The organism is Herbaspirillum sp. RTI4, from assembly GCF_034313965.1.
GTDB lineage: Bacteria > Pseudomonadota > Gammaproteobacteria > Burkholderiales > Burkholderiaceae_D > Herbaspirillum.
In genome coordinates this window covers 1,387,789-1,399,282 of sequence record NZ_JAVIWQ010000002.1, presented here as the reverse complement: position 1 = coordinate 1,399,282, position 11,494 = coordinate 1,387,789, and the positions used below count along the sequence as shown (strand labels likewise).

General features: G+C 58.6%; 11 protein-coding genes. 5 read left to right on the top strand and 6 right to left on the bottom strand.

Annotation, left to right across the window (positions count from 1 at the left end):
* Positions 1–12: 12 nt before the first annotated feature.
* Complete coding sequence (locus tag RGU70_RS06590) at positions 13–1,335, top strand: HlyD family type I secretion periplasmic adaptor subunit (protein ID WP_322208592.1); 1,323 nt, start codon at positions 13–15, stop codon at positions 1,333–1,335.
* Positions 1,336–1,700: 365 nt separating this feature from the next.
* The gene (locus tag RGU70_RS06585; protein ID WP_322208591.1) at positions 1,701–1,991 is read left to right on the top strand and encodes a hypothetical protein; all 291 of its coding nucleotides are present in this window, start codon (positions 1,701–1,703) and stop codon (positions 1,989–1,991) included.
* 90 nt (positions 1,992–2,081) lie between these two features.
* Here the strand turns inward: RGU70_RS06585 and pyrF are convergent, their stop codons facing one another.
* The 3 genes from pyrF to RGU70_RS06570 all read right to left on the bottom strand — a co-directional run bounded on the left by pyrF (position 2,082) and on the right by RGU70_RS06570 (position 4,577).
* The gene (gene pyrF / locus RGU70_RS06580) at positions 2,082–2,903 is read right to left on the bottom strand and encodes an orotidine-5'-phosphate decarboxylase (protein WP_322208590.1); all 822 of its coding nucleotides are present in this window, start codon (positions 2,901–2,903) and stop codon (positions 2,082–2,084) included.
* 142 nt (positions 2,904–3,045) lie between these two features.
* Positions 3,046–3,861: a pyrroline-5-carboxylate reductase gene (proC, locus tag RGU70_RS06575; protein ID WP_322208589.1), complete on the bottom strand. Its 816-nt coding sequence runs from the start codon at positions 3,859–3,861 to the stop codon at positions 3,046–3,048.
* Complete coding sequence (locus RGU70_RS06570) at positions 3,858–4,577, bottom strand: YggS family pyridoxal phosphate-dependent enzyme (RefSeq protein WP_322208588.1); 720 nt, start codon at positions 4,575–4,577, stop codon at positions 3,858–3,860. The genes proC and RGU70_RS06570 overlap by 4 nt, the downstream gene beginning before the upstream one ends.
* A 220-nt stretch (positions 4,578–4,797) precedes the next feature.
* On the opposite strand from RGU70_RS06570, the gene RGU70_RS06565 reads away from it, so the two are divergent.
* Positions 4,798–5,841 carry a type IV pilus twitching motility protein PilT gene (locus RGU70_RS06565; protein ID WP_322208587.1) on the top strand — a complete coding sequence of 348 codons (1,044 nt, stop codon included), beginning with the start codon at positions 4,798–4,800 and terminating at the stop codon, positions 5,839–5,841.
* Between the two features lie 89 nt (positions 5,842–5,930).
* Positions 5,931–7,289 (top strand): protein-tyrosine phosphatase family protein, encoded by a 1,359-nt coding sequence (locus RGU70_RS06560; RefSeq protein ID WP_322208586.1) that lies wholly within the window; start codon positions 5,931–5,933, stop codon positions 7,287–7,289.
* A 117-nt stretch (positions 7,290–7,406) separates the two neighbouring features.
* On the opposite strand, the gene RGU70_RS06555 is transcribed toward RGU70_RS06560, so the two are convergent.
* Positions 7,407–8,624 (bottom strand): sigma-54-dependent Fis family transcriptional regulator, encoded by a 1,218-nt coding sequence (locus tag RGU70_RS06555; RefSeq protein WP_416186485.1) that lies wholly within the window; start codon positions 8,622–8,624, stop codon positions 7,407–7,409.
* A 243-nt stretch (positions 8,625–8,867) separates the two neighbouring features.
* Here RGU70_RS06555 and RGU70_RS06550 point away from each other — a divergent pair, with 243 nt between their 5' ends.
* Positions 8,868–9,779 carry a LysR family transcriptional regulator gene (locus tag RGU70_RS06550; protein WP_322208585.1) on the top strand — a complete coding sequence of 304 codons (912 nt, stop codon included), beginning with the start codon at positions 8,868–8,870 and terminating at the stop codon, positions 9,777–9,779.
* A 64-nt stretch (positions 9,780–9,843) separates the two neighbouring features.
* On the opposite strand, the gene RGU70_RS06545 is transcribed toward RGU70_RS06550, so the two are convergent.
* Positions 9,844–10,629, bottom strand: a complete 786-nt coding sequence (locus RGU70_RS06545) for an SDR family NAD(P)-dependent oxidoreductase (protein WP_416186552.1) — start codon at positions 10,627–10,629, stop codon at positions 9,844–9,846.
* 76 nt (positions 10,630–10,705) lie between these two features.
* Positions 10,706–11,476 (bottom strand): SDR family NAD(P)-dependent oxidoreductase, encoded by a 771-nt coding sequence (locus RGU70_RS06540; protein WP_322208582.1) that lies wholly within the window; start codon positions 11,474–11,476, stop codon positions 10,706–10,708.
* Positions 11,477–11,494 lie beyond the last annotated feature (18 nt).

Sequence of the window (11,494 nt, the reverse complement as noted above, 5' to 3'; positions counted from 1 at the left end):
AAGGACAATCACATGACGAACGCGCAACACCCTAACGATGCCACTAACGACTCCACTAATCCCGCACACGACGCCACCACATCGCCCCTCCGTGATAAAAACTCCCCGCAAATCCATGACCATCATGGCGTCCTGCGCCGTGAAGAAATGGCCTTCATGGAAGATGTGCGCGCCTCTCTGCTCACCCAATCCACGCCCGGTTCGATGGCAGTGCTTTATCTGATGCTGGCGGTGCTGACAATCGCCCTTGTCTGGGCCTCAATGGCGCGGGTAGAGGAAATCACGCAAGGACAGGGGAAAGTGATTCCCGCCAGCCGGGAACAAATCATTCAAAGTCTGGAAGGCGGCATCCTCGAAGAAATGCGCGTACACGAAGGCGACATCGTCCAGCGCGGCCAGGTCTTGCTAAAAATAGATCCAACCCGCGCCGGGGCCAGCTACGCGGAGAGTCTGGCCAAAGTCATGGGAATCAAAGGCTCGATTACCCGCGCCCGCGCTGAAGCTTACCGCTTGCCGCTGATCTTTCCGGCGGACGTGCTGACGATGCCGGACATCGTGCGTGAACAGAGCGAAGTATTCGAAGCCCGTAAGCGCAGCTTGCAAGAAGGCGCGGCAGTGATGCAGACCAGCCTCGATCTGGCCGAAAAAGAAATCGCACTGGCGGAGCCGCTGGCCAAACGCGGTCTGCTCTCTGAAGTGGAGCTGTTGCGCATGCGACGGCAAGCCAATGAAATGCGTTTGCAACTGGTAGAACGTCACAATAAATTTCGCGCCGAAGCCAGCGCCGATCTGACCCGGCTGGAACAGGAACTGTCGCAGTTGCAGCACAGCGTGGTGGCCTTGAAAGACACCATGCAACGCACCACGATTCTTGCGCCGGTGCGCGGCACCGTCAAAAATGTGCGCGTGACCACCATAGGTGGAGTCATCAAGCAAGGCGAGGACATCATGGAAATTGTGCCGCTGGAAGACCAGCTCCTGGTAGAGGCCAAAATCCGCCCTTCCGATGTGGCCTTCCTGCGGCCGGGTCAGAACGCGACGGTGAAAATATCCGCCTACGATTACGCGATCTATGGAGGATTAAAAGGGCGCATCGAGCACATCAGTCCCGATACCTTGCGCGAAGAACGACCGACACCCGGACTGCAACAAAGCGACACGTATTACCGGGTATTCGTGCGCACCGATATGGCCGCGCTCAAAGCGGCAGGTAAAGAGTTACCCATCCTCCCCGGCATGACGACAACGGTAGAAATCCGCACAGGTGAAAAAAGCGTCATTTCGTATTTGCTTAAACCCATCTTCAAGGCACGCGAAGCCTTCCGCGAACGATGATTTTTAAGCGCTGTCATGCGTTGAAAACGAAGGGAGATATTGCGCAGAGGAAAGCCAAAGCAACGGTGTCAGCATGGTAGTGATCAACGCGTTTAAACGTCAATAAACACCTCTGTGCAATTCAGATAACTCCGAACCGTTTAACAGAATTATCCAATATCTCAGGGTTCGGAAGATTGGCATCATCAAATCCGAGTTAAGTTCTATCGCATTGATGAGTAAAGTCAGACGGGTTGACGGGCAGAAAAAATAACCGGATGTAGTGAACAAAAGACAGTCCGCAAGATGTTGTGTGACGCGCTTCGTCAGCCTTGCCCCGGCCTGTTTCCCAAGCAAACATAACAACACGCAAACGGAGTCCGTACATGTATATCAATCTGGGCAAGGGACGTTACGTCCTCGACATTAACGCCGACCGTAGCGCCCGTGCCGCGATGGAAGCTTACCTCGATCTGCATACGAAGAAAAACGGACAGGCTGACATTCTCTACTCCGCGCTGGGATTAAATCCCGATTCGCTTCTCTGCGCAGAGACAGGCATGCGAATGTTCGAACTGGCGCACAAGATTGCCCGCAACATGACGGATTACGACAGCCAAGCCTGGGACATCGTGACCAGACAATTGCGCACGACGCTGGGCAATGAGGCGCTGTAATTTGTCTGCGCTGTAATTGATTTGCACAATGATTGATAGAAAGCACACCGCTCAAAACACGGGGGCGTGCATCCATTCAGGACGCCCCGCCTAGCCACGACAGGCATTGATGGCATCACGCGTCGCCATTGCAACGCGACGCGACGCCGCAGCAAAGTCCTCGCTGTCCTGCAGCGCCGGAAATAAAATCGCCCGCGATGAGCTGATCATCATTCCCGTCCCCGCAGCGGTACGCCCTGCCGCTACTGTCGCTGCCACATCGCCGCCCTGAGCGCCAATACCCGGCACCAGCAAGGGCATATCGCCCACCAGTCGCCGCACTTGCGCCAGTTCATCGGGGAAGGTCGCGCCGACCACCAGACAGCATTGCCCGTTCCGGTTCCATTTATCCGCCACCAGTTGCGCCACGCGCTGATACAGCGGCTGACCATCGACTTGCAAAAATTGCAGATCCGATCCACCTGGATTCGAGGTGCGGCACAAAATAATCGCGCCGCGATCCGGCCATTCCAGATAAGGCGAAACCGAGTCATAACCCATGTAAGGACTGAGCGTGACCGCATGTGCGTTATAGCGCTCGAAGGCTTCACGCGCGTATTGCTCGGCTGTCGCGCCGATATCGCCGCGCTTGGAATCGAGCACGATAGGCACCTGCGGATGATGAGTGCGGATGTAATCGCAGATCGCTTCCAGCTGATCTTCCGCCCGCAGCGCGGCGAAATAGGCAATCTGCGGTTTGAACGCGCAGGCCAAATCGGCAGTGGCATCGACAATCGCCGTGCAAAATTCATAAATCGCCTCCGGCCGACCTTTCAGATGCGGCGGCAGACGATTGATGTCGGGATCGAGTCCGACGCAGAGCAGTGAGTTGTTGTCGGCCCAGGCGGCGGCGAGTTTGGATGTAAAGTTCACGATAAGCTTTCGAAAAAACAGCAGGCAGTTGTTTCATGATCCGCGCCCGAGTCGCCAATACGGGCGCGGATCATTTTCTTGCCATCGGGGAGCGGGCGGGGCGGGGCGGGGTGTAGTGTCAGTCGGTCGGTCAGTCGGTCGGTCAGTCGCGCCCGAACTCCTCACCCAGCTGTTGACCGCGCTGCGCAGCGGCTTTCACGGCAGCAATAATGGCCGACTTAACGCCGCTTTCTTCCATGCTCATCAGTGCCGCATAAGTAGTGCCACCCTTCGATGTCACACGCTCACGCAACAGCGCGACCGGCTCCGACGATTGCGCCGCCAGTTCAGCGGCACCGGTAAACGTCGCCTTGGCCAGCGCGATTCCCTGCTCGGCGGAAAGACCAAGTTCCTGCGCGGCCTGCTGCATCGCCTCGATAAAATAAAACACATAGGCCGGTCCGCTGCCTGAGACCGCCGTCACCGGATCGATCAGCGCTTCGTCATCGAGCCAAACCGTGGTGCCGACCGCACGCAAGATGCGATCAGCATCGGCGCGCTGCTCTGCCGAGACTCCGGCAGTTGCCACCAGTCCGGTAATCCCCTTGCCGATCAAGGCCGGCGTATTGGGCATGGCCCGCACGACGGCGGCATGCGCATTGAGCCAGCGCGACAGGTCGCCGGCGCGAATGCCGGCAGCAATCGACAGCACCAGCTGCGACGCTTGCAAATGCGGCTGCAAGGCCGCCGCCACTTCGCGCATCTGCTGCGGTTTCACCGCCAGCACGATGACATCGCTGGCCGCTACGGCATGATCGATCTGCCCGGCAGTGCTGACATGGAAGCGCGTGTGCAAGCTCTCCAGTGCGGCGGGATTAGGGTCGATGACATGAATATCCGAACCGGGAGTGACTTTGTCGGCCAGACCGCCGATAAGCGCGGTCGCCATATTGCCGCCGCCAATAAAACAAATTTTCATGTCGATTCCTTTGTAGGAGATGGATAAGTGCGTGCGCCGAAAATAGCGCTGCCGATACGGACGATAGTGGCACCTTCTGCAATAGCGGCTTCCAGATCGTCCGACATGCCCATCGATAAAGTGTCCAGCGCCAATCCCTGCGCGCGCAAATTTTCAAACAATACCCGGACTTGCGCAAACGCGGCGCGCTGCTGCTGCACGTCGGCACCGGGCGCGGGAATCGCCATCAGACCGCGCAATCGCAGCCGAGGCAACGCAGCGACCGCCGCCGCCAGCGCAGGCATGTCCTGCACAGTGGTACCGCTTTTACTGGCTTCCCCGCTGATGTTGACTTGCAGGCAGATATTCAAGGGCGGCAACTGCGGCGGCCGCTGATCCGACAGGCGCTGCGCGATTTTCAGGCGCTCCACCGAATGCACCCAGTCCACATGCTCGGCAATCTGACGCGTCTTGTTGCTCTGAAGCGGGCCGATGAAATGCCATTCCAGCGCAGGCGCTCCGCTGGCGGCCAGTGTCGCGATTTTATCCAGCGTTTCCTGCACGTAATTTTCACCAAACGCCGTTTGCCCTTGCGCTACGGCGTCAGCGACGGCGGCAGCGTCAAAGGTCTTGGAAACGGCCAGCAACTGCACCGAACCCGGCGCGCGGCCCGCCGCTGTCACAGCCCGCTCAATGCGCTGGTGAATGGCTTGCAAGTTTTGAGAGATCAAAGACATAATTATTTCTTTTTAACAACTTTCCAACATCAGTGGCAAGTGCCAGCCTGCAGCAGAACATCCGGACGTGACATCAGTGCAGAGGGCTTCAATCCGGTGCTTATCCGCCCTTTATCCGATTTTTACCCGACCTTGACCCGCTCTTTACCCGATATTCACCCCGCCCCGGTTTTACCGGGCTTTCACCCTCCTCAAACCCCTTTGCGTGCCGGGATTATAAATGGACATTTTCGAACTGCTTGCCTTTTCTCTTCAGAAACACGCTTCCGACCTGCATCTGTCGGCCGGTCTGCCGCCGCTGCTACGCATACACGGGCAGATGCACGCCACTGAATTACCGCCGCTGACGCCGCCGCAGGTGCTGGAAATGCTTCGCCTGCTCATGACCGACGCGCAGCGCGCAAGCTATACCGCCGACGGTGATTGCGATTTTTCTCACGCACTGGCGAGCGGCCATCGTTTTCGGATCAACGCCTTCGTGCAGCAGCGCGGTGCAGCCGCTGTCATGCGCGCCATTCCCGCCACCGTCGCCAGTCTGGCCGAGCTGGCGTTACCGCCGCTGTTGGCCGAGCTGGCACTGCTTCCGCGTGGCCTGGTATTGGTGACCGGGCCAACCGGTTGCGGCAAATCGACCACGCTGGCGGCCATGGTCAACCATATCAACCAACATGCGCCGGCACACATCATCTCCATCGAAGACCCGATCGAATTTCTGCACACGCCGCAAAAAAGCCTGATCAGCCAGCGTGAAGTCGGTGCGCATACACGTTCGTTTGCCGCCGCTCTGCGCGCTGCCTTGCGTGAAGATCCCGACGTGATACTGGTCGGCGAGCTGCGCGACCCTGAAACCATTCGTCTGGCGCTGACGGCGGCGGAAACCGGCCATCTGGTCCTCGGCACGCTGCACACCTCGTCGGCCCCCAAGAGCATCGACCGCATCGTCGATGTCTTTCCCGCCAGCGAAAAAGAAATGGTGCGCGCCATGCTGTCTGAATCGCTGCAGGCCGTCATTGCCCAGCATCTGGTGGTCCACCGCAACGGCGACAGCCGGATCGCCGCACACGAAATCATGCTGGGTACTCCCGCCATCCGCAACCTGATCCGCGAAGGCAAGGTGCCGCAATTGTATTCCGCCATGCAAACCGGCACAGCAGCAGGAATGCAAACGCTGGATCACGCCCTGTCCGTGCTGGTCAAACGGCAAACGATCACGGCAGCCAGCGCGCGCAGCATTGCACGACAGCCGGAAAATTTCCCTTCCTAAGGTCTGTCAACAACATCAATCCAATTAATTAAGCCGGCATCCATTACCCATTGATAAGGGATGTCATCAAGCTCTTATGGAGAAATTTCATGCGTATCTATGCCGATTCAAAATCCCCGTCGATCAGACAAAATAGCAATGACATTTTTCTTTTCGGCACCTGCCAGAAAGACCGCCCCCGGCGCGTTTGCTCCGGCACCCGCCCTCCTTTCGGCTACGGGAAAATAGGGCCTTATTTCATCGGCGTTAAAAAAAACACCGCCCGTATCGGCAATCTCGACGCCACACAGGTATCGGCACAAGCACATCCTGCTGGCAAAATGCGCCTCTCGGCTTTATTGTCCAGCGCGCAGACATCGAGCGCTCACGATGAAGCCGCAGGCCCTTCCCGACAATCTACGACTATCGTCGTCGCCGACATCCATCCTGCGCCGGGCGAAACCTCGCCTGTCAGAAAAACCAGCCTGCAATCTCCGCCGCCGCCTTTAGTCGCCACGCCCGGTGTCCCGTCACGCCGACGTGCCAATCAGCGGCCCACCTTCCTGAAGTTTCCTATCTTCGTCACCACCGATGCAAGTCGAAAAAAAACGGCGCTCCAATGGGTATTGGGAACCTCCGAGACGAGAGGCGAGCTGTCCCATCTGATGGAAGGAAAAACAGGACCAGAAAGCGCCGGCATGGAGTTCCTCAATGACGTCGCCGCCGCGCGCTATCCCGATATCTCAACCGCCAGAGCAAGCCAGGTCGTCGCTCCCGACGGCACCAGACTGGCCGCCAACATCGTCAAAATCAAGGGCATCAACGTGGCTATCGCCAGCCAGTACCCTAAAAAAGAGTATCTGGCCGCCTGGTTTTCCACCTTGCTCAGCAACCGCACCCCGGTGCTGGTGGTTCTGGCCAGCGACATGGAAATAGATGCGCACAGCCTGCCCGATTATTTCCGCCGCTCCGGGCAATATGGGGAGGTGAAAGTGACGGCGACGATGACGGCCACCTCTTGCAAAAACGACGGCATCGACGCCAGAGACCTGCGACTTACCTCCTACACACTCTTGCTGGAAGACGGTCGTTGCGCGATACGGGTTCCGGTGCTGCATGTTCCGCACTGGCCCGACAAAGGCGTGCTGAAACCGAATACGCTGCACGAGCTGGCCTGTCGCGTCAACCGGGCGATATGGCGCAGCCGGGCCGATTATGAAGTAGGCGATCCAGACGCCTTACTGGACGATAAAAAACTGCTCCCGGTCATCCATTGCCGTGCCGGCGCAGGCCGCACCGGGATGCTGATCGGCATGCTGGAACTGTTGAAATCCGAATGCAGCAGCGTGCAGGAAATTGTGAGCGACATGCGCCACAGCCGTAGCCCGCACATGGTGGAAACCAACGCCCAGCTCGATGCGCTCGCCGATTTGGCGATGGAACGTGGCACGCCGCTGTTCAAGGAATAAGAGTAAACCAAGAGGGATGCCGCCACAGAGGCGGGTGCATCGTTTCCGCGCCAATAAAAACCATAGGCCAGAAACGATGCGTCACTCAGGAAGCAAGTGCTGAAACAAACTCAGGATTTACGGCATGGCGTAAGCCGGCACCAGCCCGGACTGATCGCGCACATGCGGAATATCCAGCTGACGCAGTTTGCGATACAGCGAAGCGCGGCACATCCCCAGCTGGCGCGATGCCGCCGAAATATTCCAGCGACTGCCGACCAGCGCATCAATGACCCGACTGCGCTCGACACCCAAAGCTCCCTCTGCACGCAAAGGCTGCGGCTCTACCAGCGCCATCATGGGTGGCAAGCCAGCGGCGGTATCGGTCTGACTATTGGGCATTAAGTCATTCGGCATTAAGTCATTCGGCCTTAATTCATTCAGCCTTAATTCATTCGCCCTTAATTCATTCAGCCTTAATTCGTTCGGCATTAATTCTTCCGGCAAATCCTCCGACTCGATCTGCGCCCCGTTCATGACGGCGCAGCAATAGCGCACTACGGCATGCAGCTGCCGCAAATTACCGGGCCAGCTGCACCGCAGCAAACGCTGCAAAGCCGAGGCGGAAATCATGTCCTCATCCGGCCTTGGCAATCCGAGTTCATCGGCAATCATCTGCATGATCAGACTGCGCGCATCGGCTCGCTCGCGCAAAGCCGGCAAGCGCAAAATGCCGCCCGCAATGCGGTAATACAAATCCTGACGGAAGCGCCCCTGCGCCACCAGCACATGCAAATCCTGATGCGTGGCGCAAATCAGTTGAAGATCGACACTCACCGGCTGCGCCGCGCCCAGCGGAATGACTTCGCGTTCCGACAGCACGCGCAAAAAACGGGTCTGCAAACTGAAGGGCATATCGCCGATTTCATCGAGGAACAGCGTACCGCCATCGGCCTGTTGCACCTTGCCTTTCATGCCGCCGGGCAAAGCGCCGGAAAACGCGCCCTTGCTGTAACCGAACAGCTCACTCTCGGCCAGACTTTCGGGAATCGATGCGCAATTGACCGCGACCCAGCCGGCGTCGCGTCGTGCGCTATAGGCATGCAAGGCGCGCGACAAATATTCCTTGCCGGTGCCGGTCTCGCCGAGCAGCAATATCGGAATGCCGTGATCGATCAGGCGCTTGCCGCGCTCGATCAGCGTGTGCATGGTCGGATCGCCTCCGCACAGGGTATCCAAGGGACGGTAACGCGAAGCGGAACGATGGGGGGGTTGATGAGCGGGAGGCAGCGAAGAAGAAGAAAAAGAAGAAGCAGCGGGCGCGGCAAAGGTGAAAGCTACCGGGGATGTCGGCATGGTGTCTCCTGTGAAGGGCAATCGGGACGTCTGCATGGCTTGTGACCAGGACGTCAGGGCAGGTGGTCCCGCCTCTGTGTTTTAAGAATAGCCAGCTTCACTGATAACTTCCAATACAATATAGTGACACTTTTCATACCTTTAAGGTATGAGTAGAAGAATCCCCTCCCCGTCGCGGCCGCTTTTACCCGTTTTCAGCCTCGCTTTTACCTTCGCTGTTACTTTATTAAGAATGTTTCCCCGATGATAGAACTGCGCCACCTGAGCTACTTCCGCACCGTTGCCGAAACCCTGCACTTCGGCAAAGCCGCCGTTCTGCTGCACATTTCGCAACCGCCGCTGACGCGCCAGATCGCCGCGCTGGAACGGGAACTCGGGGTGCAGCTATTCGACCGCAGCAAACGCAACGTCCGGCTCACGGCGGCGGGTGAGCATTTTTATCGCGATACGACAGAGGTGTTTACCGCACTGGAACGCGCCCGGCGCAATGCGGTGTCGGCCAGTGCCGGCAGGAATGGCTCGCTGCTGGTGGGCTTCATGATGTCCAGCGCCTATAACATTCTGCCTGCCGTGACCCGCCATTATTCGGCCGCCTACCCCGACGTCGACATGCGGCTGACCGAATACGTCCCGAATTTGCTGGCGACCGATGTGCTGGACGGCCATACCGATGTCGCGCTGATGTACCGCCCGGAAGATTGCAGCGCGCTGGAAAGCCGCACAATTTTTTCAGAACCGCTGGTGGCAGTGCTGCCGCACGATCACCGGCTGGCGCAGCGCGAACTGCTCCACGCCAGCGATCTGGCGCAGGAATCTTTTATTATTTTTCCGCGCCTCATCGCCCCGGTCGAACACGACAAGATCATCCATTATTGTCTGGCGCACGGCTTCCGCCCCCGCATACAACTGGAAACCAATCTGCAACAAACCATCGTCAATCTGGTGGGCGAAGGGCTGGGTGTGGCGCTGGTGCCGAACTCCATGCGCGCGATGCATCTCGACAGCACCGTCTTCGTCCCTCTGGCTGCGCCGCCGATGGTGAGCATCGCTGTGCTGTGGCACCGGGACAACCGTAATCCCTGCATTCACACTTTTGCCGATACCGCCACGGAAGTGTGGCGGCAGATGCAGGCAACGGCGCAGGCAGTCGCTTAAGCACTGCGGCCTGTCCCTGCCCCCTGTTCCCTGTCCCTATTCACTGCCACTGCCATTGCCACTGTCAAACACAGCGCAGACTCAGCCCCCCATCCACCGGCAGATCCACGCCCGTGATGTAACGCGCCGCATCGGAGGCCAGAAACAGCGCCGCATGTGCGACATCCCAGGCGTCTCCCATGTAACCCATAGGACATTGGGTATCGCGCTGACGGCGCATTTCATCGATATCGCCGCCGTACGAAGCCTTGAGCGGCTCACGGATCATCGGCGTATCCATCAGTCCCGGCAGAATGCAATTGGCGCGTATGCCCAGCGGCGCGTACTGCATGGCGATGTTCTTGGTGAATGCCAGCATGGCCGCCTTGGTCGCGCTGTAAGCCACATACGGAAAGCCGATCCAGCGAATGGCTGCAATCGAGGAAATATTGACGATCGCCCCGCCCTTCTGCGCCACCATCACCGGCAGCACATGCTTGCAGGTCAGGAACAGGCTGGTCTGGTTGACCGCCACTACCCGGTTCCAGCTTTCTTCGCTGGCCTCGACCGGGCCACCCACTTCGGCAATCCCGACATTGTTATGCAGCACATCGATGCGGCCGAAAAAATCGAGCGCCGCCTGCGTCATCGCCCTCACTTGCGCGTTATCCGCGACATCGGCCGCAAACACTTCGCAGACGCCGCCTTCTGCGCGTATCAGGTCGCAGGTCTCTTGCGCCGCCGGCAAGCTGCGATCAACTGCCAGAATGCGCGCTCCTGCGCGCGCATACAAGGTCGCCGCCGCCTTGCCGTTGCCCCAGCCGGGGCCGACGGAGCCAGCGCCCGTTACCAGCACCACCTTGCCTTCCATGCTGCGTTGGGGAAGGTGTGGTTGGGTATTTTTATTTTGCATGCGGTCTCCTGTTTCTGAAAAGGGAAAGGGACATTCAGCTATCGAGCAATCCGGCGGCAATAAAACCACCATCGACCGGCATCACATGCCCGGTCACATACGAGGCCGCCGGCGACACCAGAAACCCCACCGCTGCCGCAATTTCATCGGGCGTGCCGTAGCGCTTCATCGGCACCTGCCGGTTAAAACCTTCGCGCATCTCGGCGGTATGCAAAGTCAGCGTCATCTGCGTATCAATCGGCCCCGGTGCCACGCTGTTGACCGTAATGCCGTGTTCCGCCAGCTCAATTGCCATCTGCTTCGTCAGGCCGATCACGGCCGCTTTGGAGGTACCGTAAGCGGTGCGTCCGGCACCGGCACGCAAACCGGAAATCGAGGAAATATTCACGATACGTCCCCACTTGCGGCGCAGCATCATCCGCGCCGCGTGCTGGCCGCACAGCAGAGGCCCGGTGACATTGATATTCATCGTGCGTTGCCAGTTATCGAGCGGGAAATCAAGGAAGCTGCAAATCTTGGCTACCCCGGCGTTATTGACCAGCACGTCGCAGCGGCCGTATTCCTTGTCGATCAGGGCAAAAGCCGCCGCAATCGAAGCCGGGTCACCGACATCCATCACCAGCGCCGCGCTCTGCCCGCCGGCCACATTAATAGCGGTACTGGTTGCCTGTGCTGCGGCCAGATCAATATCGGCCACCAGCACCCGATGACCGTCCTGCGCCAGCCGTTGAGCAATCGCAGCACCAATGCCCGTGGCGGCGCCTGTCACAAGCGCCACACGGGTGCCGTTATCGTTTTCTTGCATGTTTTCTCCGAGAGGAAG

Excerpts from the sequence above, each read along its gene's own strand:
- RGU70_RS06590 (WP_322208592.1), top strand. The coding sequence starts at position 13 with ATGACGAACGCGCAACACCCTAACGATGCCACTAACGACTCCACTAAT.
- RGU70_RS06585 (WP_322208591.1), top strand. The coding sequence starts at position 1,701 with ATGTATATCAATCTGGGCAAGGGACGTTACGTCCTCGACATTAACGCC.
- proC (WP_322208589.1), bottom strand. The coding sequence starts at position 3,861 with ATGAAAATTTGTTTTATTGGCGGCGGCAATATGGCGACCGCGCTTATC.
- RGU70_RS06570 (WP_322208588.1), bottom strand. The coding sequence starts at position 4,577 with ATGTCTTTGATCTCTCAAAACTTGCAAGCCATTCACCAGCGCATTGAG.
- RGU70_RS06565 (WP_322208587.1), top strand. The coding sequence starts at position 4,798 with ATGGACATTTTCGAACTGCTTGCCTTTTCTCTTCAGAAACACGCTTCC.
- RGU70_RS06560 (WP_322208586.1), top strand. The coding sequence starts at position 5,931 with ATGCGTATCTATGCCGATTCAAAATCCCCGTCGATCAGACAAAATAGC.
- RGU70_RS06555 (WP_416186485.1), bottom strand. The coding sequence starts at position 8,624 with ATGCCGACATCCCCGGTAGCTTTCACCTTTGCCGCGCCCGCTGCTTCT.
- RGU70_RS06550 (WP_322208585.1), top strand. The coding sequence starts at position 8,868 with ATGATAGAACTGCGCCACCTGAGCTACTTCCGCACCGTTGCCGAAACC.
- RGU70_RS06545 (WP_416186552.1), bottom strand. The coding sequence starts at position 10,629 with ATGGAAGGCAAGGTGGTGCTGGTAACGGGCGCTGGCTCCGTCGGCCCC.
- RGU70_RS06540 (WP_322208582.1), bottom strand. The coding sequence starts at position 11,476 with ATGCAAGAAAACGATAACGGCACCCGTGTGGCGCTTGTGACAGGCGCC.